At 69.7% G+C, this 23,525-nt stretch carries 19 protein-coding genes, 2 tRNA genes and 1 pseudogene; 10 read left to right on the top strand and 12 right to left on the bottom strand.

Annotation, left to right across the window (positions count from 1 at the left end; all coding sequences use genetic code 11):
• Window positions 1-21 precede the first annotated feature (21 nt).
• The 4 genes from hisN (at window position 22) to AB0G04_RS03155 (ending at window position 3,076) form a co-directional block, all read left to right on the top strand.
• Window positions 22-822: a histidinol-phosphatase gene (gene hisN, locus AB0G04_RS03170; RefSeq protein WP_360975441.1), complete on the top strand. Its 801-nt coding sequence runs from the start codon at window positions 22-24 to the stop codon at window positions 820-822.
• A 102-nt stretch (window positions 823-924) separates the two neighbouring features.
• Window positions 925-1,653, top strand: a complete 729-nt coding sequence (locus AB0G04_RS03165) for an STAS domain-containing protein (RefSeq protein WP_360975438.1) — start codon at window positions 925-927, stop codon at window positions 1,651-1,653.
• Between the two features lie 29 nt (window positions 1,654-1,682).
• The gene (locus AB0G04_RS03160) at window positions 1,683-2,240 is read left to right on the top strand and encodes a DUF5709 domain-containing protein (protein WP_360975435.1); all 558 of its coding nucleotides are present in this window, start codon (window positions 1,683-1,685) and stop codon (window positions 2,238-2,240) included.
• Between the two features lie 104 nt (window positions 2,241-2,344).
• On the top strand, window positions 2,345-3,076 hold the full coding sequence (locus AB0G04_RS03155) for a carbohydrate-binding protein (RefSeq protein ID WP_360975432.1): 732 nt from the start codon (window positions 2,345-2,347) through the stop codon (window positions 3,074-3,076).
• Here AB0G04_RS03155 and AB0G04_RS03150 read toward each other — a convergent pair whose 3' ends face one another.
• Complete coding sequence (locus tag AB0G04_RS03150; protein ID WP_360975428.1) at window positions 3,077-4,309, bottom strand: chitosanase; 1,233 nt, start codon at window positions 4,307-4,309, stop codon at window positions 3,077-3,079.
• Window positions 4,310-4,333: 24 nt separating this feature from the next.
• Window positions 4,334-4,579 (bottom strand): hypothetical protein, encoded by a 246-nt coding sequence (locus AB0G04_RS03145; RefSeq protein WP_360975425.1) that lies wholly within the window; start codon window positions 4,577-4,579, stop codon window positions 4,334-4,336.
• 65 nt (window positions 4,580-4,644) lie between these two features.
• Between AB0G04_RS03145 and malQ the strand changes: the two genes are divergently transcribed.
• The gene (gene malQ / locus AB0G04_RS03140) at window positions 4,645-6,624 is read left to right on the top strand and encodes a 4-alpha-glucanotransferase (RefSeq protein ID WP_360975422.1); all 1,980 of its coding nucleotides are present in this window, start codon (window positions 4,645-4,647) and stop codon (window positions 6,622-6,624) included.
• Here the strand turns inward: malQ and AB0G04_RS03135 are convergent.
• The 3 genes from AB0G04_RS03135 to AB0G04_RS03125 form a co-directional block, all read right to left on the bottom strand.
• Window positions 6,579-6,917: a hypothetical protein gene (locus tag AB0G04_RS03135; protein ID WP_360975418.1), complete on the bottom strand. Its 339-nt coding sequence runs from the start codon at window positions 6,915-6,917 to the stop codon at window positions 6,579-6,581. The two genes, malQ and AB0G04_RS03135, sit on opposite strands and share 46 nt — an antisense overlap.
• Window positions 6,918-6,986: 69 nt before the next feature.
• Entirely contained in the window at window positions 6,987-8,240 is a 1,254-nt protein-coding gene (locus AB0G04_RS03130) for a DUF1501 domain-containing protein (protein WP_360975415.1), read from the bottom strand.
• Window positions 8,241-8,242: 2 nt separating this feature from the next.
• A complete protein-coding gene (locus tag AB0G04_RS03125) occupies window positions 8,243-9,787 on the bottom strand; it encodes a DUF1800 domain-containing protein (RefSeq protein ID WP_360975412.1) in 1,545 nt (514 codons plus the stop codon).
• Between the two features lie 82 nt (window positions 9,788-9,869).
• Here AB0G04_RS03125 and AB0G04_RS03120 point away from each other — a divergent pair, with 82 nt between their 5' ends.
• Complete coding sequence (locus tag AB0G04_RS03120) at window positions 9,870-10,721, top strand: fused MFS/spermidine synthase (RefSeq protein ID WP_360975409.1); 852 nt, start codon at window positions 9,870-9,872, stop codon at window positions 10,719-10,721.
• A 160-nt stretch (window positions 10,722-10,881) separates the two neighbouring features.
• Entirely contained in the window at window positions 10,882-11,727 is an 846-nt protein-coding gene (locus tag AB0G04_RS03115; RefSeq protein ID WP_360975406.1) for a translation initiation factor 2, read from the top strand.
• 367 nt (window positions 11,728-12,094) lie between these two features.
• Here the strand turns inward: AB0G04_RS03115 and AB0G04_RS03110 are convergent.
• Both AB0G04_RS03110 and AB0G04_RS03105 read right to left on the bottom strand, forming a co-directional pair.
• Window positions 12,095-13,042, bottom strand: a pseudogene (locus AB0G04_RS03110) (TerC/Alx family metal homeostasis membrane protein); the annotation flags it as partial.
• A gap of 28 nt (window positions 13,043-13,070) precedes the next feature.
• Window positions 13,071-13,655, bottom strand: a complete 585-nt coding sequence (locus tag AB0G04_RS03105; protein ID WP_360975403.1) for a pentapeptide repeat-containing protein — start codon at window positions 13,653-13,655, stop codon at window positions 13,071-13,073.
• A gap of 439 nt (window positions 13,656-14,094) precedes the next feature.
• On the opposite strand from AB0G04_RS03105, the gene AB0G04_RS03100 reads away from it, so the two are divergent.
• Both AB0G04_RS03100 and AB0G04_RS03095 read left to right on the top strand, forming a co-directional pair.
• Window positions 14,095-15,288, top strand: a complete 1,194-nt coding sequence (locus AB0G04_RS03100) for a lamin tail domain-containing protein (RefSeq protein WP_360975400.1) — start codon at window positions 14,095-14,097, stop codon at window positions 15,286-15,288.
• A gap of 90 nt (window positions 15,289-15,378) precedes the next feature.
• Window positions 15,379-15,452: transfer RNA gene (locus AB0G04_RS03095), tRNA-Met, on the top strand.
• A gap of 1,242 nt (window positions 15,453-16,694) precedes the next feature.
• On the opposite strand, the gene AB0G04_RS03090 is transcribed toward AB0G04_RS03095, so the two are convergent.
• From AB0G04_RS03090 to AB0G04_RS03080, 3 genes are all read right to left on the bottom strand, one after another.
• Window positions 16,695-16,768, bottom strand: a tRNA-Met gene (locus AB0G04_RS03090).
• A gap of 62 nt (window positions 16,769-16,830) precedes the next feature.
• Entirely contained in the window at window positions 16,831-19,800 is a 2,970-nt protein-coding gene (locus AB0G04_RS03085; RefSeq protein ID WP_360975397.1) for a UPF0182 family protein, read from the bottom strand.
• Window positions 19,801-19,930: 130 nt separating this feature from the next.
• A complete protein-coding gene (locus AB0G04_RS03080) occupies window positions 19,931-20,959 on the bottom strand; it encodes a PDZ domain-containing protein (RefSeq protein ID WP_360975394.1) in 1,029 nt (342 codons plus the stop codon).
• A 90-nt stretch (window positions 20,960-21,049) separates the two neighbouring features.
• Here AB0G04_RS03080 and AB0G04_RS03075 point away from each other — a divergent pair, with 90 nt between their 5' ends.
• Complete coding sequence (locus AB0G04_RS03075) at window positions 21,050-22,285, top strand: zinc-dependent metalloprotease (protein ID WP_360975391.1); 1,236 nt, start codon at window positions 21,050-21,052, stop codon at window positions 22,283-22,285.
• Between the two features lies 1 nt (window position 22,286).
• Here the strand turns inward: AB0G04_RS03075 and AB0G04_RS03070 are convergent, their stop codons facing one another.
• Together AB0G04_RS03070 and AB0G04_RS03065 are read right to left on the bottom strand one after the other, a co-directional pair.
• A complete protein-coding gene (locus AB0G04_RS03070) occupies window positions 22,287-22,883 on the bottom strand; it encodes a hypothetical protein (protein ID WP_360975388.1) in 597 nt (198 codons plus the stop codon).
• Window positions 22,884-22,895: 12 nt separating this feature from the next.
• Entirely contained in the window at window positions 22,896-23,426 is a 531-nt protein-coding gene (locus tag AB0G04_RS03065) for a M48 family metallopeptidase (protein ID WP_360975385.1), read from the bottom strand.
• Window positions 23,427-23,525 lie beyond the last annotated feature (99 nt).

The following is a 23,525-nucleotide window of genomic DNA, read 5'->3' as shown; positions in this document are numbered from 1 at the left end:
TTGATGGACTAGCTTTCTGGCATGGCCGGATATGCCGACGATCTCGCGCTCGCCCACGTTCTCGCCGACTCGGCCGACGCCATCTCGATGGCGCGGTTCCGCGCACTGGACCTGAAGGTCGAGTCGAAGCCCGACCTGACGCCGGTGTCCGACGCGGACACCGCGGTGGAGCGGGCGATCCGCGCGACGCTGGCCCGGGCCCGGCCCCGCGACGGGGTGCTCGGTGAGGAGTTCGGACGGACCGCCGCGAACGCCGGACCGGGTAACCGGTACTGGGTGATCGACCCGATCGACGGCACCAAGAACTTTGTTCGCGGGGTGCCGATCTGGGCGACCCTGATCGCGCTGATGGAGGGGGACACCCCGGTGGCCGGGCTGGTCTCCGCGCCGGCACTGGGCCGGCGCTGGTGGGCCGGTCGTGGGCTGGGGGCGTTCGCCGGCCGGAACCAGCACTCGGCGACCCGGATCAGCGTGTCCTCGGTGCGGAAGCTGACCGACGCGAGTTTCTGCTACGCGAGCCTCAACGGCTGGGCCGACAACGGCCGGCTCCAGCAGATGACGGACATCCTGCTGGGGGTGTGGCGCAGCCGGGCGTACGGCGACTTCTACGGATACATGTTGCTCGCCGAGGGGGCGCTCGACGCGATGGCGGAGCCGGAGCTGTCGCTCTGGGACATGGCCGCGCTGATCCCGATCGTCACCGAGGCGGGCGGGAAGATCACCGATCTGGACGGACGGCCGGCCGCCGACAACAGCTCGGTCATCGGTACCAACGGCCTGCTGCACGAGAGCGTGCTGACCGCGCTGGCCCGCCGCGCCTGACGGGAAGCACCTCGCGGCATGACCACCCCGGTTCGGGGTAACCCGATGTACTCGCGCTCTCGAAATGCGCGCCGCCGTCAGGCTATGCACAATGGAGCGATCATGCCGAGCGAGGTTCGTCACCGCGTGGACCGCGGCCAGGCCTATCCTCTGGTCCGGCTGGCCGGGGTGCTCGACGACGCCACCGCTGCCCCGATCCGTTCGGCGCTTCTCGGCGTGCTGGCGGCCCAGCCGGAGGCCCTGGTGGTCGACATCGCCGGCCTGCGGGTGATCGAGGCGGCCGCGGTCACGGTGCTGCGTGAAGTGCTGGACGAGACCCGGGACTGGCCGGGCAGCCATCTGGCGCTCTGCGGCTCATCCGACACGATCGCGTGGCGGCCCAGCGGCTGGCCGGTCTGGCCGGATCAGGCAGGTGCCTTCGCCGCTCTGGGCGACCCCGGCCCGGAACAGCACCGCGTCAGTGTCGAGCTGGCCCCGGAAGCCGGCGCGGCCCGGCTCGCCCGGGAGCTGATCACCGAGGTGTGTGCCCGATGGGATCGACCGGACCTGGTCGGCGACGCGTGCATCACGGCCACCGAGATGGTCAACAACGTGGTGGTGCACGCCCGCACCCCGATGCGGGTGCTGCTCGCGCTGCACGGCGGCACCATGAGCGTCGCGGTACGCGACGGGTCAGCGGCGCTGCCCCACTTCGCCGGGCCGGTGGCGCCGACGGTGTACGGCAGCCGCGGTCTGCTTCTCATCGACACGATCGCGGCCCGCTGGGGCCATCTGCGGCTGGCCGACGGCAAGGTGGTGTGGGCCCGTCTCGGAGCCGCGTCGGCCGCATGATCGACCCGGATCATGGGTACCTTGCCGCTATGCGAGACAACGACTACCCGGCCGAGGTCACCGATCCGGAGGCGTCGGGACTGCCGGACACCGCTGACGACGATTCCTCCGCGTACGACGAGGTGAACAGCCCGCGGTGGGCGGACGGCCCCGATCCGGCCGCGCTCGCCGGGGTGGGCCCGGGCGGCTCGAACCGGTTCGGCGAGACCGCCGAGGAGCAGCTCCACGGTGAGTCGCTCGACCAGCGGCTGCGACAGGAGGAGCCGGATGTCGGCGCTGAACCGGCCGACCCGCCGCGCCGGGATCCGATCGACGAGACGCTGGACGACTCGGCGCAGCGCGAGTTCGACCGGGACGTGTGGAGTCCGAGCCCGACCTCGGATCCGCAGTCGCAGATCTCGCTCTACGACGACGGGCAGCTCGACGAGGACTCGCCCCGCCCGGTGGGCCGCCTGGTCGCGCCGGACGGCGGTTCGGGCTGGGACGACGAGCCGGACAGCGTCGCCTGGGATGCCGGTGCGGCCGGCGGCGGCGCCAGTGCCGAGGAGCTGGCCATGCACGAGACCCGCGCTCCGGACTACGACTGACCTCCGTACGGCCACATTTTCGTAAAGTGATTTAAAAATCTCTTGCCGGCAGCGCTCCCCATTCAGCACAGTGCCCACCTGATCTATTTGGTGAGGGACGGTTCATGAGAGGGAGCGCGCCGCGCGTACTGGCCGTGACCGCGGTCGTCGTGACCGCAACGCTGGCCGGTGGCCCCGGCGGGACGGCCGAGGCCGCAACGGTCACCCGTGTCGTGCTCAGCGACGACTTCACCGGCGGTCGCGGGGCCGGCCCGGACGGCGACGTCTGGACGACCGGCGGCAGCCGGGGCTTCGCCTGGCTGGACGGCGACGGGCGACTGGCGCTCGGCTCGACGTTGCGCACGGAGAAGACCTTCGGGCAGGCGTACGGCCGAGCCGAGGCCCGGATCAGGATGTGGCGGACGGACGGCGCCTGGAAGGCGCTGGGCGTGCTCGACGCGGCGGGCCGGGTGCCGGCCGGAACCGTGGAGACCCTCGGCCCGGACCGGGTCGGGGGCGACGACTTCCACACCTATGCCGTCGACTGGACCCCGACCACACTGACCTGGTCGCTCGACGGCCGCAAGGTGCTCCGGTTCACCCGTGCCGAGAAGGGTGCGCCACTCGCCTTCGTGCTCAACCTGGCCTCCGCCGGGCGGTACTCGAGCGGCATGGTCGTCGACTCGATGAAGGTTTCCGTCCAGGTGCCCGCCCCGGCGAAGTGGAAGGCCTTCACCGCGTACAAGGCCGGTCAGTTCGTCGGTCATGGCAACGCCGTCTACCGGGTGCGGGAGGCGCACACGTCGCTCCCGGACTGGCGTCCCGACCTGGTGCCGGCACTGTTCCAGAAGGTCTGATCAGGCCGGCAGCCGGTACGTGTCGCCGTAGACCTGCCAGCTGAACGGCGTGACCAGGTCCAGGTTGCCGGCCCGCAGCAGCGCCCGCTGTGCGGTGTCGACCCGGCTGGTGTCACTGTGCGCCGCCTCGGTGCGCATCTCGGCGGCCCGCGCGTCCAGGAACGCCGTCAGATAGGTGATCTCGTCGCCGCCCAGCACCGGGGTCCGCTGCCCGGCCACCACCCGTTCCCGGATCTCCCGCAGCCCGGCGACGCCGTGCATGACGGCCGCGTCGTAGTAGGCGAACTGGCCGAGGGCCCGTAGCCCGTCGGCCTCGGCGAGGCGTACCGCCGGGACGAAGTACATCCGGTCCCGTGCGGCCTCCTGGACCTTGCGGAACACCGGGTCCGCGGCTGCGGCCCGCCAGGCGCCCGGGAAGCCGGGATCGAGGCCCTCGTGCGAGTCCGTCCCGTCCACCGCGCGCAGCGCTGGCAGGTATCCGGCCAGGCCGTTGTCCGGTTTGCGGCGCGTGTAGTCGGTGACGACGGCGAGCATGTCGGAGGTGCCGGAGCAGAACCCGACGATGCCGGCGGTGTACCCGCGGCCGTCGTCCAGGTCCTCGATGTACCCGTACTGGTTGCGCCATTCCAGGGTGGAGTTCTCCGCGCTGGAGACCAGTTTGAGGGCGATCTCCTTCTTGGTGGCACCGGTCAGCCCGGCGGCGGCCGGCGGGACGTCGGCGGTGACGGCCGGCTCGAGTTCCGGGGCCGCGTGCCCGGGCCCGTACGCACGCACGTCCCAGAGCGAGTAACCCGCCGGGGTGCCCCGCCGGGTGGCCAGCACGCGCAGGTGCCGTCCCGTCCCGGAGAGGCCGCGGACGTCGTCGACCCCGCCGTCACCTGACGAGGTCCGGTACAGGTCCCGCCAGGACGCGCCGTCGTCGGACAGCTGCAGCCGGTACGCCTCGGCGTACGCCCTGGCCCAGTGCAGCCGCACCCGCCGGACCTCCTGGGCCGTACCGAGATCGATCCGGACCCACTGGGTGCCGGCTCCGGACGCCCCGCTGGACCACCGCGTGCCGGAGGCGGTGTCGGTGACACCGGCGGCCGCCCACGCGATGCTCTCGGTGGCCGACGCAAGCGCCGGACGCCCACGGGTGATCACCACGTCGGCGGAGGCGCGGGCCGCCACCGAGATGGCCAGGGGAACGCAGAGAACCGCCGCGATCCCCCCGCCCAGCAGCACAGATCGCATGCGTCAACGCTAGGCCGGTGGGCCTCAGCGACGCTTGCGGTTCCGCGAAATGACGATGAACGCGATCACGGCGATGGCGACGACGCCGAGGCAGCAGATGATGCCGACGACCCCGAATCCGCCGCGCCGGGACTTACGTGCTGCCTCTACCACCAGCTGGGCGGTGCCGTTGTCGGCTGCCCAGGCCTGAGCCGGAATCAGCACCGCGAGTGTCACACCGGCGAGTGCGGCGGCGAACCATCCCTGGAATTTTCGAATCATGTCACCCATGTGCCCCATGCTGACCGATGTACGCAATGGGTTAGGGATCGTGCACCGACGGGGAAAGGATGGGAATGGACGCGGATCTGGTGGCCCTGGCCGAGGCTCACGGGGTGGCGACCCGGTACGAGAACTGGCAGCGCCAGGAGACCGAGGTCGCCGACGAATCGGTGGTCGGGGTGCTGGGCATGCTCGGCGTCGACGCGAGCACCCCGGAGGCGGTCCGGGCCTCTCTGGCGGCCGCTCGCGAACGGGACTCCGGCGACCGGCTGCCGGCAACGATCGTGCTGCGTACCGGAACCGGCCGGGACCTGCCGGCGCCCGCCGAGGTCACCCTCGAGGACGGACGGGTCCGCCGGCTGGACCGGCTGCCGGACGATCTGCCGCTGGGCTGGCACCGGCTGCGCTGCCGTGATCAGGACGTCACCCTCGTCGTGGTGCCGTCCGAGCTGCCCGAACCGCCGGACACCTGGGGCTGGATGCTGCAGCTCTACACGCTGCACTCGGCTGGGTCGTGGGGCATGGGAGACCTGGGCGACCTGCGGGACTTCGTGACCGGGTCGGCCGGGGCCGGGCTGGTGGTGCTTAACCCGCTGCACGCGATCACCCCGGTGCGTCCGGTGCCGGCTTCGCCGTACTCGCCGTCGAGCCGGCGTTTCGCGAACCTGCTCTATCTGCGGGTGGCCGACACCGCCGAGTACCGGCGGGCCCCCGCTGAGCTGCGCGAGCGGGTCGACGCGCTGCGGCCGGCATCGACACCGGACGGCCTGATCGACTACGACGCGGTGTTCGCCGCCAAGCTGGCCGCCCTCGAACTGCTCTGGCCGCTCGCCGAGCCGGTGGATCTCGACCGGGATCCCGGGCTCACCGACTTCGCCCGCTTCTGCGCGTTGGCCGAGGAGCACGGCGCGGACTGGAGGCAGTGGCCGGACACGGTGGCCCGGCCGGACGCGCCGGCGGTGCGGGCGCTGAACGGCGACCGGGTGGCCTTCCACGTGTGGATCCAGGACCTGCTCGAGGAACAGTTCGATGCGGCCGGCGAGGCGGCCCGGGACATGCCGGTGGGGCTCGTGCACGACCTGGCGGTCGCGGTCGCCCCGGGCGGCGCCGACGGCTGGCTGTTGCAGGACGTACTGGCGATGGATGCTCGTACCGGCGCCCCGCCGGATGCCTTCAACCAACTGGGCCAGGAGTGGGGCGGAGTGGCGTGGCGGCCGGACCGCCTCGCCGAGACCGGGTACGCGGCCTACCGCGACATGCTGCGCCGCATCTTCCGGCATGCGCGCGGCCTGCGGGTCGACCACGTGGCCGGGCTCTGGCGGCTGTGGTGGGTGCCGTCCGGTCTGGGTCCGGCGAACGGCACGTACGTCCACTACGACCCGGAGGCGATGCTCGGCATCCTGGCACTGGAGGCGTACCGGGCGAACGCCGTGGTGATCGGTGAGGACCTGGGGACGGTCATGCCGGTGGTGACCGAGGGTCTGCAACGGACGAACATGCTGGGCTCGGCGGTGCTCTGGTTCACCCGCGACGACGAGGGCGGCTACCGGCCGTCGGCCGGCTATCCGCGTAACGCGCTCGCCAGCATCTCCACCCACGATCTGCCGACCGCGGCCGGGTTCCTGGCCGGTGAGCAGGTGGAGGTACGCGCCGAGCTGGGTCAGCTGGCCGGGCCGGTGGAACAGGAGCGGGCGTCCTGGCGCAAGGACCGGGACCTGCTGCTCGAACGGCTCCGGGCCGAGGGGATGCGCGAGGACGACGACGTGGTGGTGGCCATGCACGAGTTCCTGGCCCGTACCCCGTGCCGGCTGGTGACCGCCTCGCTGCACGACGTCCTGCTGGAACGCCGGCAGCCGAATCTGCCGGGCACGTTCGACGAGTATCCGAACTGGCGTATCCCGCTGGACCGGGATCTGGCCGAGGTGCTGGCGGACCCGCTGTTCCGCCGGGTCGCCGCGATCCTGGCGGCCCGGCTGCCGGGGCGGCATCCCGGTTCGGCGCCCCGGGGTCAGATCGCGAGCGGCTCCGGCGGCGGGTCGTCGTCCACGGCGTAGAGCATCGGGTGCAGCGGCAGGTAGGTGTGCGGCTCCCGGCAGCGAGCCGGTGGCAGCAGTGAGGAGCGATGGTCCGGGTGCTCGGCGCAGTGCCGTAGCGCCCGGATCACCGCGTCGTCGTGGTGCCGCCCGCCGCCGTACTCACCGCATCCCGAGCAGTCCCACCGCCAGAACGACGCGCCCTCGTCGGACGTGTGCCGGCGGATGAGCAACGGCGGCGCGGAGGCGGACCGATCCGGGCGCGCGGGCCGCCGCTGTGCGCCGATCATTTCGGCGAGCAGGTTGCTGGACATGGCAATCAGTGTGGAACGCCCCAGTTGGGACGGATAGGTGTTTCACGGAATATCGCCGCTTTCAGCCTCTCAACGGGCGGCCACGATGCCCAGACTCGAGGCGGTGACCCCGGGAAACACGGTCGCCAGGTCGCCCACACCGCAGCGGGCGCGCAGGATCTCCCCGATCACCGCCCGGTAGTCGGTCGTCACCGCCAGGTCGCCGTCGCGCAGCTGCGTCGCGGTCAGGCCGGGCCATCGGCCGTACACCTTGCCGCCCTTGACGCCGCCGCCGAGGACGAACATGGCATTGCCGTAACCGTGGTCGAGCCCGCCGGATCCGTTCTGCGTCACCCGGCGGCCGAACTCACTGATCGTGACCAGCGTGACCCGGCGCAGCCCGTCCGGCCCGAGATCGGCCGCGAACGCCGCGAGGGCGGTGGCCAGAGCCTTGAGCTGGTCGAACATCCGCCGGCCGGCGACCGCCGGACCGAGGTTCTCGTGCATGTCCCAGTCACCGGAGTCGACGGTGGCGCTCATCAGCCCGGTCCCCGACTTGATCAGCCGGGCCACGTCACGCAGCGCCGCGCCGAGGTCGGTGCCCGGATACACCACGCCGTTGGCCGGCGTGTACCCGGCGGCCCGCATCTGCGCGGTCCGCTGAAGGGCGCCACCCAGCTGACCGACGGTCTGCCGGAGAGCCGCGGGCGCGCCCTCGTAGAGCTTCGCCATCGTCGCGGCGATCGGCCGGCCGGTCTGCTCGCCGGTGAGCACCGTCTTGTCGATCGAGGTCACCCCCAGGTAGGGCGACGGGCCGGCGAGCACGCGGGCCGGCATGGCGGTGCCCATCGCCACCGCGCTCATCGGATCGGTGGAACCGGTGAGGCCGAGCATCCGGTTCAGCCAGCCGGTCCGGATCGAGGTGCCGGGCGCGGCCCGCTCCAGATCCTCCATCGCCGCGAAATGCGACCGGTTCGGCGCCGGCTGCCCCACCGCCTGGATCGCGGCGAGCTGCCCACCGGTCCAGTACGGCAGCAGCGGGGACAGCGCCGGATGCAGACCGAAGAAGGATCCACTCCCGATCAACTGCGATTTCGGTACGGCGATCGACGGCCGGGCCGTGTAGTAGGCGGCGTCGCCCGCCGGAACCACGGCGGACAGCCCGTCGAAGCCACCGCGGAGCGACAGCAGCACCAGCACGTCCCCGGCATAGGCCGGATCGGCCGCGAATGCGAGCCCCGTGTCGAGGGTCGCACCGGCCAGCCCGGCGAGGCCACCGGCCAGCAGCGTCCGCCGCTTCAGCACGGTTCGCTGATTGTCCTCGCAGCCACACATCTCGGTCATGATCACCTCAACGCGAAGGACGGGGAGTTCAGGAGCATCCCCATCAGGTACGGATACATCCAGCCGGCCGCCGGATCGGTGGACTTGAGTGCCGCTGCCGGGGTCTTGCCGTAGAACCCGGCAAGCGCGGCGGTCTGCTGCGCGGTCGGGGCGATCCCGGTCAGCCGGACCGCGGTCTTCTCGATCAGAGCTCCGTAGGTGGCGGGCAGCGCACCCACCATCCCGGTGAGCAGGTTCGCCGGCCGGACCAGCGTGTCCGGCCACCATCCGGCCGCGATCGAGAGGTGGAAGTTCCAGCGCACCAGCAGCCCCGACGGTGAGGCCCAGGCCGCCGCCACGTCCGGGTAGCCGTTCGGCGGTCCCCAGAACAGCGGGGCGTGCCCCGCGTCGCGGGCCATCCAGTAGAGGCTCTCCAGGAACTTGGTACCGCTGGCCGCCGGGCCGTAGCCGAGGGTCCGGACGGTCGCGGCCAGGTCCTCGAGCGGGGTCCGGGCCTTGGCGCCGATCGACGCCGCGAACTCGGCGGACGTGAACAGTGCCCGCAGCACCGGTGCGATCGCCGTCCGGTTGTCCAGGTAGACCTTGATCAGCTTGGTGATCAGGGTCTCGGGCGGGGTGTCGGCGACGAACCGCACGCACAGCTTGGTGACGATCCGGCGGGCGGTCGCCTGGTGCATGGCCAGGTAGTCGAGCAGCGCCAGGGCCGCCGCCTCACCGTCGGCGGCGGTCGCGTTGGCGTGCTGGAAGGCCAGCACCCGCACCGCACCGACGGCGTGCCGCGTCCCGTCGTACCGGTATCTGCCGGTCGCGTTGTCCACGGTGAGACCGGTGAGCAGCCGGGCGGCGTTCTTCACGTCCGCCTCGGTGTAGGTGAGCCCGACGGTGTGCAGCTCCAGCAGTTCACGCCCGTAGTTCTCGTTCGGCGCGTCCTTGCCGGAGAACCGGTTGTCCAGGTACGTCAGCATCGCCGGGTGCTGGGCCGACGCCTTGAGCAGGCCGGCGAACGTACCGAGAGCGTGCTGCCGGATCATGGTGTCGTAGTCGATTCGGCTGTCCCAGACATCGCCCTGCGGGCATGTCACGTTCAGGTGGTTGCTCCAGAAGTCGGTCATCACTTCGAGCAGCTGGCGTTCGCTCCAGATGGCCCGGGTGACCGCCGCGAAGCCGAGCTGCCACATCGGGTCCCAGCTGTACTGCTTGAGCGTCCCGGCGCTGACCCGGGCCCGGATCTCGGCGATCGAGAGGCGGGCCAGCGGCAGCCTGGCCAGCAGCTCGTCGGCCACCGGATCGGTGATCGCCGACGGGTTCAGCTGCCGGTCCAGCCAGGCCGGGGCGCCGAGCCGGCGGATCTCGGCGATCGAGGACGGGCTCGGACCGAAGGTGGCCCGGCGCAGCAGATGCAGCAGCGGGTCGGCGGGCAGAAGTGCGGCGGGGGCCGGCTCCGCGGCGGCGGCGGGCGTACCGGTGGTCAGCACGGCAGCGGCACCCACCGCGCCGGCCCCGGCCACGACGCTGCGCCGCGTCATCGTCTGCTCTGATGCACTCACGGGGATAAACGTCGGAAGTTTCCCCGGTCACTTGCGAGTTCCTGGTGCGGTACTCCCGAACCGCAACCCGAATAATGGCCGGATGGCACAGCGCAGAGCGTCCCGGCGGCGGGTGGAGACGGTCGCCTCAGGCGTGGCCGAACTGGTTCCGGACCCGGACCGGGACACCGCCTGGACGCTGCTGCTGGACTCCGCGCCGCAGTCACACGTCGACCTGGCCGATCCCACCCACCTGGAGTTCGAGTACGTCCGCCGGATGGCCGCCGCGATCGACCTGGCCGCCCCGGCGGGCCGTCCGCTGCGGGTGCTGCATCTCGGCGGCGGCGCGCTCACCCTGCCCCGGTACGTCGCGGTCACCCGGCCCGGCTCGGCGCAGCGCGTGGTCGAGATCGACGGCCCGCTGGTCGAGCTGGTCCGGGAGGCGCTGCCACTGCCGGGCAACAGCAACATCCGGGTACGCGTCGCCGACGCCCGTGCCGCGGTCGAGGGGATGCGCGACGCCGGCTACGACGTGGTGGTCCTGGACGTGTTCGCGGGCGCCCGTACCCCGGCCCACCTCGCGTCGGCCGAGTTCGCCCACCAGGTGGCGCGGGTGCTGGACCCGGCCGGCCGGCTGATCGCCAACGTGGCCGACGGGCCGCCGCTGCGTCACGCCCGCGCGCAGGTGGCCACGATCCGGGCCGCCCTGCCCGAGGCGTGTCTGGTGGCGGACGCCGCAGTGCTGCGCGGACGGCGCTTCGGCAATCTCGTGGTGGTCGCCGGGCGTACCCCGCCGCCGGTTGCTGAGCTGTCCCGGCGGGCCGCCGGAGACTGGTTCCCGGGCCGGGTCGAGACCGATCTGGATCGCTTCACCGCCGGAGCGGCTCCCGTTACGGACGCCACGGCGGTACCCTCTCCCCTACCGCCTGAAGGGCTCTTCGGTAACCGTAAGTAATCGTCGAGTCGGCCGTTGGTGTATCGCTGATCACCGTCCTGTGTCGATTCCGCGAGTTCCGGTGTGATTAACGCCCGGTGACTGGCGACACCGCCGGTACCCGGTTGTAATCGTTGCGGCCGCTGTTCACGAGATCGCGGCAGGCACGGGGAAGGCAACCATGTTCCACCAGCACTTCCTGTCCCCCGCGGGCACGGACCTCGGACCGCTCGACGGCGGTGAGCGCGTGCTGTGGCGCGGCCGCTGCGCCGTCGCCGAATACGCGTTCGACGAGGCGTCCTCGCTGCCGCGGTGGACCCTTCCGGAGGAGACCGACGTCATCGTCACGGACCGCCGGGTGCGGTATGTCCTTGACGCTTCCGAAACGCAGAGTAGTGGCGAGCTGTTCTGGCTCTGGCCACAGCATCTCCGCGTGCAGCCCGGCAACCGGGAAACCGGCCGTAACGGGACGGTCACTCAGATCCAGCTGGTCTGCAAAGGCCCGGAAGGCACTTTCCCAGCGCTGGTGTTCGCCGGCGGTGAGCTGTCCACCATCGGCGCCGCCGACCACCTCGCCAACACGATCCGGCAGGCGATCGCCCGGTTCCGGGTGGAGAACGCCGACCTGATCGGGGTCCCGGCGGTGCACGTACGCATGCTGTCGCGGCTGGTGATCGGACCGGAGTTCATCAACCACCTGGGCGGTCCGGGTCAGACCGTGACGCTGCTCGGCGAGGTGCCGGTGCCCGCCCCGGAGGGCAAGGAGGACTTCGAGGAGCCGACCTTCGAGGAGCCGGTGCCCGAGGAGCCCGTGTCCGGTCCCCGCGCCTACGGCGAGCGTCCCGGGCTGGAGGCTGACGCCCTCCGCGCCGAGGAGGCCCAGCGCGCCGAGCAGGCGACCCGCCAGGCCGAACCGGACCTGGCCTCACGCGCGTCGAGTCTGGCCGCACGGGTGGCGAACCTGGTGTCCCGGTCGCCCGAGGACGGGCAGACGAACCTCTCCGCCTACCTCAACCGGGAGTTCTGAGAGCGCCGATCAGGTCGCTCTTCGGGTCGCCGTCCGTTCAGTCGCTCTTCGGGTCGCCGTCCGTTCAGTCGCTCTTCAGGTCGCCGCCCGTTCAGGTCGCTCTTCAGGTCGCCGCCGGAACGAAGCAGCGGCCGGCGGCCACCCGTTCGTCGTGCACCCGGTGGGCGCGGGCCAGCAGCTCCGTCAGCTGGTCCTCCTGCCGGATCAGAGCCCGCTGCTTCTCCGGCAGCCGCTTGAGCTTCTCCTCCTCGGCGAGCAGCCGGTGGTAGATCTCGTCGCAGTACTGCGGGTCGGTCTCGACGTCGAGGAACTCGTTCGCCGACCGGCGAGCCGCGGCAGCCGCCGTCCGGGCCTGCCCCTTCGGGCTGAGCAGCGACGCCACCACGGTGATCAGCAGGACGCCGACGATGGCACCGAGCGAGACGGTGGTCGGGATCTCCACGACGTCGACCGGGTCACCGCCGTTGATGAACGGCACGTTGTTCTCGTGCAGGGCGTGCAGAACCAGTTTCACGCCGATCAGCCCGAGGATCGCCGCCAGCCCGTAGGACAGGAAGACCAGCCGGTCCAGCAGGCCGTCGATCAGGAAATACAGCTGCCGCAGGCCCAGCAGGGAGAAGGCGGTGGCGGTGAAGACCAGATAGACGTTCTGGGTCAGTCCGAAGATCGCCGGGATGGAGTCCAGCGCGAACAGGATGTCGGTGCCGCCGATCGCCACCATGACCAGCAGCATCGGCGTGAGCACCCGCTTGCCCTCCTGATAGGTGAACAGCTTGTCGCCGTCGTACGTGTCGGAGGTCCGCAGGAACCGCCGGGCCAGCCGGACCACGATGTTGTCCGGCGCCTCGCCCTCGTCGCGCTTCTCCTTCAACAGGTTGCCCGCGGTGAGCAGCAGGATCAGCCCGAAGATGTAGAAGATCCAGGCGAACGAGTTGATCAGCGCGGCGCCGACCAGGATGAACCCGGTCCGGGCCAGCAGCGACACCACGATGCCGAACAGCAGCACCTTCTGCTGGTCCGCGCGGGGCACCTTGAAGCTGCTCAGCAGCAGCAGGAAGACGAACAGGTTGTCGACCGAGAGCGCCTCCTCGGTGACGTAACCCGCGAAGTACTCGGCGCCCATCGTCGAGCCGCCGAAGATCCAGACACCGACTCCGAACAGGATCGCGATCGACACGTAGATCGACGTCCACAGCGCCGCCTCACGCAGCTTCGGCACATGGGCCTTGCGGACGTGGAAGAAGAAGTCGAACAGTAGGAGGCCGACGATTCCGAGGACGGTCAGGACCCACACCACACCCGACACCTGCTGCATCCGTACATCCTAGAGTGATCGGCGTCGGTCACTGCGGATCTTCTCGATGAACGGCGTCCGTCAACGCGGACCTCAGCTGCGACGCGGTGAGGAAGATCGCGCCGTCCAGGTTCGCACCCCGCAGATCCGCCCCGCGCAGGTCGGCACCGGTGAAGTCGGCTCGGCGCAGGTCCGCCCCGCGCAGGTCGGCACCGATCAGCAGCGCGCCGCGGAAGCTCGCGCCGCGCAGGTCGGCGCCACGCATCCGGCGCCCGATCAGCCGGCCTCCGCTGTGGTCCGGGCCCCGGTGGCCCGACCGGGCCATCTCACTCGCACGCCGCAAGATCGGGACAACCTTCATCCGGTACGGGCTGACGTCCAGTTTCCGGAGCTCGGCGGGACTCCGCCCGGCCACGGCATCGGTCTCGTCCAGCGCGGCCCGCAACTTCGGGTGCAGCCGCCGCGCCTCGTCCAGCTTCAGCGCCTCGGTCAGCAGCCACATCAGCTCGTGCAGCTGACGCACCACCGGAAGCAGCGCGAACATGTCCTCGGCGAGCTCGGGCGCCGACCGCCAGTCCCGCCCGCCGAAGGTCTCGCCGGTGATCCGCTGCCCCGCGCCGAAACAGTCGAACACCACACAACCCGGAAAACCGCGCTGCGGCAGTTCCTCGTGAATGGTGCAGCCGAAATCATCGCCCAGATTCCGGCACGGCCGCCCCGCCGGTTTGTCGATCGCGAAATCGGACGACTTGGCGAATGCTGGCGCAACACAGCACAACGCGGCACACCGAGAACAATCGGCGGCTAGTTCCTTCATTTCTTCTACATTCTCCCAGTCGACACTCGAGACTACTTTACCGACAGCCGTACAAACGCCTCCGACCTGCAACTTTGATCACCACCACATCGCGAAGAAGCCAAATTGCCGACACTTACGGGTAGGGTGCGCAGGCGGGACGAACGATGACCTCGCCGATTGAAATTCGATAACCTCGTCGCCCGATGCCGGAGCGGGCCACCTTTTGCTGCCCGCACTACGGAGGATTTCCAACAACATGAACAGACCATCGAAAATGCCTTTCGGTGTGGGTGGCGCTCTGGGCGTGCTCATCGCCGGCACCGGAGTATTCGGAACCGCGCCCGCCTGGGCAGCCGCACCGACCTTCGACGCGCCGCCGAGCCAGACCGGCTACGGAGCGGTGACCCTCACCGGCACCGCCACACCCAACGCCAGCGTCACGTTGCGTGAGGCCGCCTACAAGTGGGGCAAGGACGCCACCTCAGGCTCCGAACTGTCCCCGGCCACGCAGTACGAGGACGACATGCCGACCACGGTCACCGCCAACGGCAGCGGCCGCTGGACGATCACCCGAATCATGGACTCCGGCTTCGTCTGGGCCGTCGAGTCCGGTGGCGAATACTCGCGGGTCGTCAAGGCGGCCCTCAAGGTCGGTGCCACCTTCACCGTCACGTCGTCGGCGAACAACTCCGTCACGTTCAACGTGCACACCAGCCCCGACCAGCCGTACTTCCCGGTCCGGGTGGAACGGCAGAGCGGCGGCAGCTGGGTGGAGGTAGCCGCCGGCGTCACCGACGGCCCCGCCGGCGAAGGCGGCGCCACCCCGCCCAACGACGACGGCGACAGCAACGCCGAATTCCAGGGCACCGTCACCGGCCAGCCCGGCGGCCAGCAGACCTACCGCGCGGTGATCGCCGAGACCGGCAACGCGGCGTACGCCTCCGCCGAGAACCTGATCACCAGCAACACGTACACCCAGAACGTCAACGTGGGCGGAACCGGCGGAACCACACCGCCAACCACCAACCCCACCACGAACCCCACGACTCCGCCGACCACCAAGCCGCCGACCACGCCGCCGTCCACCACACCGGTTGCCGGCTCGGTCCAGTTCACCCGGATCCAGTACAACGCGGCCGGCGTCGACAAGAAGACCAACAGCAGCGTCAACGGCGAGTACGCCCGCCTCACGAACAAGACGAAGAAGACCATCAACCTCAAGGGCTGGACCGTCCGCGACGCCGCCGGCAACCTCTACCGGTTCACCACCAGCTACACCCTCGGTGCCGGCAAGAGCGTCGTCGTGCGCACCGGCAAGGGCACCAACAGCACCGCCACGCGCTACTGGGGAAAGACCAACCACGTCTGGAACAACAGCGGCGACACCGCCTACCTCCGAACCGCCGAAGGCAAATCGATCGACACCTGCCGGTGGACCACGGCCGGCAAGGGCTACACCGCCTGCTGACCCGCACCCTGCGAAAACGGCCCTCCGAAGCACTCGTCGGAGGGCCGTTTTGCAGCTACGGCAACCCGTAGGCTAGGGTTTAACTACCGACGCGGGGTGGAGCAGCTCGGTAGCTCGCTGGGCTCATAACCCAGAGGTCGCAGGTTCAAATCCTGTCCCCGCTACGAGTGCAGAGGGTCCTTGTCCGCGGATTGCGCGGACCGGGGCCCTCTTCGCGTTTCCTGGGGGGCCGAGCCCCCCGGACCCCCGCGTTACGGTGGTCTCGGTGGGCGGGCGCGGGATGTGCCGGTCCTCATGGTTGTAGGAAGTGGCACGACTTCCGCCGACCCGGCCGCCGATCGCCTGGGGCGGCAGCTCTGAAGAGGTGTGCCAACCGATGCGGGCAGCGCCTCCTCTCACGTGGTGACCTGTCACGTGGTGACCTGTCACGTGGTGACCTGTAGTGCGATGCAGGCCTCCGATCACCACGCCGCGGGCCGAATCCGTTCGGCGTGGTGATGTACGGCTTGCCGGTGGGCGTGGGTCACCACGCTGCCGGGCGTGGTACTCCGCGTGGTGATGGGTGGGTGTGGATCAGACCCCGAATCGCCGCGCGGGGAGTCGGTGACCCGCGAACCGGGGGCGTGGCCAAGTTCCGAACGGCGAAACTCGAGATGTGCAGAACGCTTCACAGTGCTGCCGGGCATGCTGGATCCACCCGCACCTACGCCGGAAGGGCCCGGTCGTACTTCAACACCCGTAACCGCCCACGCGCGCTGTCCGGAACGAAGATTCGCAGCCGACCCAGTCGCCGCGCCCGGGGCGAGAGTCTGTAGCCGGCCACCGTGTCCGGGGCGAGGACTGTAACCGGCTCTCGCCCGCCGAGCCTGTGACGATGAACCGAAAGCGGCCCGCCCACGGTGCCCAGGGCGAGGGACCATAGCGAGCCCGCCCCCCGTGCCCTGGGGCGAGGGACCGAAGCCGTCTTGTTCGCCGTGTCCGGGCGAGGGACCGTAGCCGGCCCGCTCACCGTGCCCCGGAGAAAGGACCGTGCCGGCCCGCTCACCGTGTCCGGGACGAAGGATCGTAGCCAGCCAGCTGACCGTGTCCGGGGTGAGGGACCGTAGCCGGTCCGCTCACCATGTCCGGGACGAAGGACCGTAGCTGCTCCGCACACCGTGTCCGGGACGAAGGACCCGTGGCCGGCCCGCTCACCGTGTCCGGGACGTAGACCGTAGGTGCTCCGCACACCGTGTCCGGGACGAAGGACCCGTGGCCGGCCCGCTCACCGTGTCCGGGTCGAAGGACTGCAAGCGGCCCGCCCACCGAGACCACCGTAACGCGGGGGTCCGGGGGGCTCGGCCCCCCGGGAAACGCGAAGAGGGCCCCGGTCCGCGCAATCCGCGGACAAGGACCCTCTGCACTCGTAGCGGGGACAGGATTTGAACCTGCGACCTCTGGGTTATGAGCCCAGCGAGCTACCGAGCTGCTCCACCCCGCGTCGGTAGTTAAACCCTAGCGCATCGCCTCCGGGGGCCGCAAAACGACCCCCGGAGACGCTCGTCACCCGCTTGGCGTGGGTGCCGCGCTTGCCGATGCCGTGGCGGCCGGGGTGTTCGCCCCGGACTGCTGAGCGGCCTGGAAACGGTTGATGGCGTCGTCAAGCGCCTTCAGCGCCTCGCCCTGCTTGACGAAGTCACCGGACTGCTGTGCGGCCTTCAGGTCAGCGATCGCCTTGTCGACGGCGGCCGCGGCCTGGGACAGCTCGGTGGTGATCTGGCCGGGCGGCTGGTTGGCCGGCGGCGTGGTGGTGGCACCCGCACTCGGTGACGCACCCGGCTCGGGGTTGGTGCCGGGGCTCGGCGTGCCGGTGTTCGGTGGCGCGTTGCTCTTGCCGAGGGCTGCCAGGGCTTCGAGGCCCTTCTGCAGGTTGTCCTCGAGCACGACGTAACGGCCGTCGCCGTACGACATGAGGACCTTCTGCAGCAGTGGTGCGGCGTTGGCCTGGCTGCTTCGCACGTAGACCGGCTCGACGTACAGGATGTCGCCGCCCAGTGGCAGGGAGATGAGGTTGCCGTAGAGGACCGATGCCTGACCACCCCGGTTCAGCAGGGTGAGCTGCTGGGAGATGTTGGAGGCGTTGACCATCTGTTGATGGACCTGGACCGGGCCGGGCACCACCTTGCCGTCGGGTAGCTCGAATATCTCGAGCCGTGGCTGCCCGCTCACGTACGAGCCGGAGACCAGTGCCGCCATGTTCTCCCGGTTGAGCGGGGTGACGCCGGCGGTGAGCTGGAACCGGGTCTCGTTCTGGTCGGGCAGTTTGACGTTGAGGTAGTACGGCGGCTGGAATCCGCTCTGCGGCGAGTCCGGCGCGTTCGGCACCTGCCAGAAGTCCTCGCCGGAGAAGAACGTCCGCGCGTCGGTGACGTGGAACTTGGTGAGCAGGTTGCGCTGCACCTTGAACATGTCGGCCGGGTAGCGGAAGTGGTCGGTGAGCGACTGCGGGATCTGGTCCTTCGGGACGATCAGGTCGCCGCCGAAGGACTTGTTCCACGCCTTGAGGACCGGGTCCTTGTCGTCGAACTCGTAGAGCGTCACGGTGCCGTCGTAGGCGTCGACGGTCGCCTTGACCGAGTTGCGCATGTAGTTGACGTCGTCACGGGCCAGGGCGAACGACCCGGTGCCGGTGAGTTCGTCCTTGGTCTCGGTCGCCAAGTTGATCTTCTGGGCGTACGGGTACGTCTTCGCGGTCGTGTAACCGTCGATGATCCACTTGATGCGTCCGTCGACGACGGCCGGGTACGGGTCGCCGTCGACCGTGAGGAACGGGGCGACCTTGGCGACGCGCTCCCGGGGCTCACGGATGTACATGAGCTTCGAGTTCGCGTTGACCGCGTCGGAGAGCAGGAAGTTGCTCTCGGTGTTCTTGATCGCGAAGACCATCCGGCGGAAGAACGACCCGATGTCGACGCCGCCCTCACCGGAGTAGGTGTAGTAGACCTCGCCGCCCTGGGAGCTCTGCGGCCGGTCGAACTCGACGTTCTTGCCGGAGTCGACCTGCCCGACGATCGCGTACTCGGTGGACTTCTCGCCGTAGTAGATCCGAGGCTGTTCGGCTTCGAGCGCCGCGGTCGGGGTGATGCAGTCGCCGGTGTTCTGGCCGCCCTCGTTGCCGATCAGGCCGGAGGCGAAGTACGGCAGGCCGGTGCCGCAGAACTCGTTGGCCGGCGCCGCCACCAGGCCGTAGCCGTGGGTGTAGACGGTGTGCCGGTTGAGCCAGTTGCGCTGCAGCGCGGTCAGCTTGCTGTCGTCGATCTCGCGGGCACCGACCACGTAGTCCTGGGTCTTGCCGTCGACCGTGTAACGGTCCACGTCCAGTTTGTCGCCGAAGTCGTAGAAGCCTCGGGACTGCTGGGACTGGGTGAACGCCTGCGAGACGATCTGCGGGTCGATCAGCCGCACGTTCTGCGCGCTGGTGTCGGAGGGCAGTGTCTCCGGTGGCCGGCCGCTACCTGCCGGCAGTTGCGTGACCTCGGTGTTCTCCAGCCCGAATGCCGTACGGGTGGCCTCGATGGATCGCTCTATGTACTTCTGTTCCTTGTCCAGCAGGCTCGGCTTGACCTGGAAGTTCTGCACGGCCAGCGGATAGATGCCGCCGATCGCGACTGCCGAGATGGCCAGCAGCGCCAGGGAGACCCCGGGCCAGACCAGGTTCCGCATCACCGCGTTGGAGAACACGATGATCGCGATCGCCACCACCACGGAGATGTAGGCGAGGATCTCCTTGGCCGGAAGCAGGGCGTTGACGTCGGTGTAGCCGGCGCCGTAGAGGCCTGGGGACACGTGCTGCTCCAGCAGGAGCGCACGCCGGTCCAGCACGTACGCCACGGCCTTGAGCAGTACGAAGATCGCCACCAGGCTGGTGAGATGGGCTCGGGCGGCGGTGGTCATCCGGTCGCCGACGCCCTGCAGGCGCACACCGCCGAAGATGTAGTGCACCGCCAGTGAGCCGATCACCGACAGCACCACGGCGGTGAAGGCGAGGCCGAGCACGTAACGCCACAGCGGGTACTCGAAGACGTAGAAGGAGATATCCACGTTGAACTCGGGGTCCTTGACCCCGAAGTCCCCACCGTTGCGGAACAGCATCCAGTCGCCCCACCGGCTCTGCGCGGAGAGACCCGCGAAGAATCCGATGACGAGACCGGTCACGGCGATCCAGGTGCCCAGCCGGGGCGCCAGGATCATCCGATAGCGCTCGAGCGTGACTTGTTCATTGGAATGCGGGCGCAGCAGCGGCCGCAGGCGGTATGCCAGGTAGAGGTTGCCGGCGACGATCAGCGTCATCGCCGCGCCGACCACCAGGAAGAGGACGAGCCGGGTGACGAGCACTCCGGAGAAGACGCTGGTCTTCTTGACCTCGTCGAACCACAGGTAGTCGGTGTACGCGTCGATACCCCAACCCAGCAGCGTGAATAGAATGAAGACCCCGACCAGGACGCCGACGGTGACGCGACCGCGCCGGCTCATCCTCGGTAGAGGACTGTTACGCATGACCAACGTTGGCTCCACACTTCGTCTGGCCGGTGTTTCACCTTACGATGTCGCATCCAGCTTCAATACGCGGCAGAACTGTCCCGTCACTACCGGCTCTTGTGCATCACGATGCCGAGCATGGCTTCGGGATGCCGCCGGCGGTGAAGGTCTTGAGTGCGGTGAGCGCGTCGTCCACCGTGGCCACCTCTGCCATGGGCAGGCCGGGCCGGGCGTTGCGCAGCGCCTCCGCGCAGTTGTCCTTGGGTACCAGGAAGAGTTGTGCCCCGGCTTTCTGAGCACCGGCGAGCTTCTGCGGGATACCGCCGATCGGGCCGACGTCGCCGTTGTCGTCGATCGTGCCGGTACCCGCGATGATCTTGCCGCCGGTCAGGTCCTCGGGACGCATCTTGTCGATGATGCCGAGTGCGAACATCAGGCCCGCGCTCGGGCCACCGATCTTGTCGAGGTCGATCTCGATCTCGAACGGATGCGGCTGTTTGGTGTCGATCTCGATGCCGATCCTCGGGGTGCCGTCCTTCGGGTCGGCCTTCGAGGTGATCTGCGCGGTCCCGGTCTTGCCGGCCCGCTCGTACGCCACGGTCAGCGTCGTACCGGCCGGCTTGGCCCGGATGGTCTCGGTGATCTGGCCGGGGTCGGTGACAGGGGTCCCGTCCACGGCGGTGATGAAGTCGTCGATCCGGAGCACGCCCTCGGCGGCTCCGCCGGCCGTGACCTTACGCACGTAGACCCGCGCCGGGTAGCCGAGCTCCCGCAGTGCGACCGTCTCGGCGCTGGTCTGCGACGCCTTCCACTCCTGCGCGTTCTGCTCCTGGACCTGCTGCTCACTGCGGTCCGGCGGGTAGATCAACTCGCGCGGCACCACCGCGTCCGAGTCGCTCAGCCAGCCCCGGATCGCCCACACCAGTTCCACCTGTGACTGCACGTTGACCGTGGTCAGGCGCAACTGGCCGGCCGACTTCGAGGTCTCGCCCTTGGTGACCTGGATTACCTCGGTGCCGTTCTCGGTACCGAGGGTATCGACGGTGGGGCCGGGCTTGAGTACCACGTACGGCATCGGTGCGACCATGACACCGGCAGCCAGCAGGGCGGTTATCAGGGCCCCGAGGATGACGGTGACACCGCGACGTCTCATGCGCGTGAGCGTACCCACCTCGTCTGAGTTCTCTCTGAGCTGATACCTCCCTCGGTCCGCTACGGGCTTTTCACGCGTACCGTTGGGGTCGTGCCTGATATCCCGTTCGGCTTCTCCCTGCCGGGCGCTCAGCCGCCCGACCCCTCCGACCCGCAGCAGATGCAGCAGTTCATGGCGCAGCTGCAGCAGATGTTCGCCGCGCCCGGCAGTGGCCCGGTCAACTGGGACCTGGCCCGCCAGGTCGCCGCCAGCCAGCTCTCGGCGACCGGTGACCCAGCGGTGAACATGCTTGAGCGCCACCAGGTCGAGGAGGCGCTGCGCCTCGCCGACCTCTGGCTCGACCCGGTCACCGCCCTGCCCAGCGGCATCCAGAAAGCCGTCGCCTGGAACCGCAACGAGTGGATCTACAACACCCTCGATGTGTGGAAGAAGCTGTGCGAGCCGATCGCCGGCCGCATGGTGGGCGCGATGGGCGACCTGGTGCCCGAGGAGGCCCGTCTCCAGCTCGGTCCGATGCAGTCGATGGTCGCCACGCTCGGCGGTGCCCTCTTCGGCGGTCAGCTCGGGCAGGCCTTCGGCCAGCTCGCCGCCGAGGTGCTCTCGGCCGGCGACATCGGGCTTCCGCTCGGTCCCGCCGGTACGGCGGCGCTGGTTCCCTCGAACATCAAGGCGTACGGCTCCGGCCTCGAGCTCCCGGAGGACCAGGTCCGGCTGTACGTGGCGTTGCGCGAGGCCGCCCACCAGCGGCTTTTCGGGCACGTCCCGTGGCTTCGCGCCCACGTGCTGAGCGCCGTCGAGGCGTATGCGAACGGCATCACGGTCAACCGGGAGGCGATCGAGGAGGCGATGAGCCGCGTCGACCCGACCGACCCGGAGTCGATGCAGGCGATGGCGCTCGAGGGCATCTTCACGCCCGAGGACACCCCGCAGCAGAAGGCCGGCCTGGCCCGGCTGGAGACGGCGCTCGCCCTGATCGAGGGCTGGGTGGGCCAGGTGGTGGACGCCGCCGCCGGAGACCGGTTGCCGTCGGTGGTGCCGCTCGGTGAGGCGTTCCGCCGCCGCCGGGCCGCGGGTGGCCCGGCCGAGCAGACCTTTGCCGCCCTGGTCGGCCTGGAGCTGCGGCCACGCCGTCTGCGTGAGGCCGGCGCGTTGTGGACCGTCGTCACCGAGCACCGGGGCATCCCCGGCCGGGACGCGCTGTGGGACCACCCCGACCTGCTGCCGACCGACGAGGACTTCGCCGATCCGGAAGCCTTCGCCCGCAGCCGGACGGACTGGGACATCAGCGAGCTCGACAACCTGGGTGAGGGACCGAAAGAGGACTGACCTATCCCCCGAGGAGGGCTCGGGTGTTCTCCCAGCCCTCCAGGGCGGGGTCGAGCGTGGCCAGGTCCGCCGGGCCACGCAGGCGTCGCCACTGCGGTGTCGAGGTGACCTCGCCCGGTGACGGCGCCGTCTTTCGCAGCGACTGAGCCGACGCGGTGTCCAGGTCGTGGTCGATCAGCCACTCCGGCGCGGGCAGACCGGTGGCGACACCGAAAAGGCCCCCTGCGGGGCCTCCGGGCGACACGGCCACGGATTTGCCTTCGAGGGGCCGCAGAAGCTTTCCCAGAGTCATTCCGGGTACGTCCGGAGCGTCCCCGGCGATCACGGCTGCCTGCTCGAAACCGTCAGCCATGGCCGCGCTCAACACCGGACGGACGGTCGGCGCGGGTACCTCGTAGATCCGCGTCCCTGGCCAGGCGATCTCCTCGGCCAGGGGCCGGTCCTCGGGTGTCGCGGCGATCGCCGCCTCGGCCTGGGCCAGACGGGCGAGCAGGTCGACCACGTCCTCGGCCATCGCGGCACGCCAGGCCACCAGGTCGACGCCCGGAGGGCTCCACAGGACCGGGACCAGCATCACCACAACGATCCGCCGAGTCACGGGCTGAGCCTACTATTCGACCATCACCAGACTGCCGGCCGCCGAGACACCCTCCAGGTATCCGCGGGCACGTTCGGCCTTGGGGAAGCGGTTCACCAGGTCCCAGAAACGGGCGTTGTGGCTGGGCACGATCAGGTGGGCCAGTTCGTGCAGGAGCACGTAGTCGATGACCCAGTCGGGCATCTCCTGGATCCGGTGCGAGATGCGGATGGTCGCGTCGTCGGGGGTGCAGGAACCCCAGCGCCCGTTCTGGTTCGTCACCCAGCGTACGCTCGCCGGAACCACCCGGTCGGCATGATCGGCCAGGTAGCGGATCGTCAGCCGGTGGGCACGGGCCAGCAGCTCGGCGTCGGTGCACCGCAGTCGCTCCTCGCGGGCCGCTAAGCGGGCGAGCATGCGCTCGACCCACTCCGTCTCCTCCGCGCGGGAGAAGCGGTCCGGGATGAGCACCACGACTCGCTCGCCGTCGCGATACGCGGACACCGTCCGTCGCCGGCGCTGGCTGCGCCGCACTTCCACGACAGGCTTGCGCACGCGGGCCATTACCGGCTCGCGTGGCCCAGATTCGGGTTCACGTTGAGACGCTAATCCGCCGCACCCCTGTCACCGCAAGAGTACGGACAATGACGGTCGCGGAATATG

It is taken from the genome of Actinoplanes sp. NPDC023801, assembly GCF_040639655.1.
Lineage (GTDB): Bacteria > Actinomycetota > Actinomycetes > Mycobacteriales > Micromonosporaceae > Actinoplanes.
This window is presented reverse-complemented; position numbering and strand designations above follow the sequence as displayed.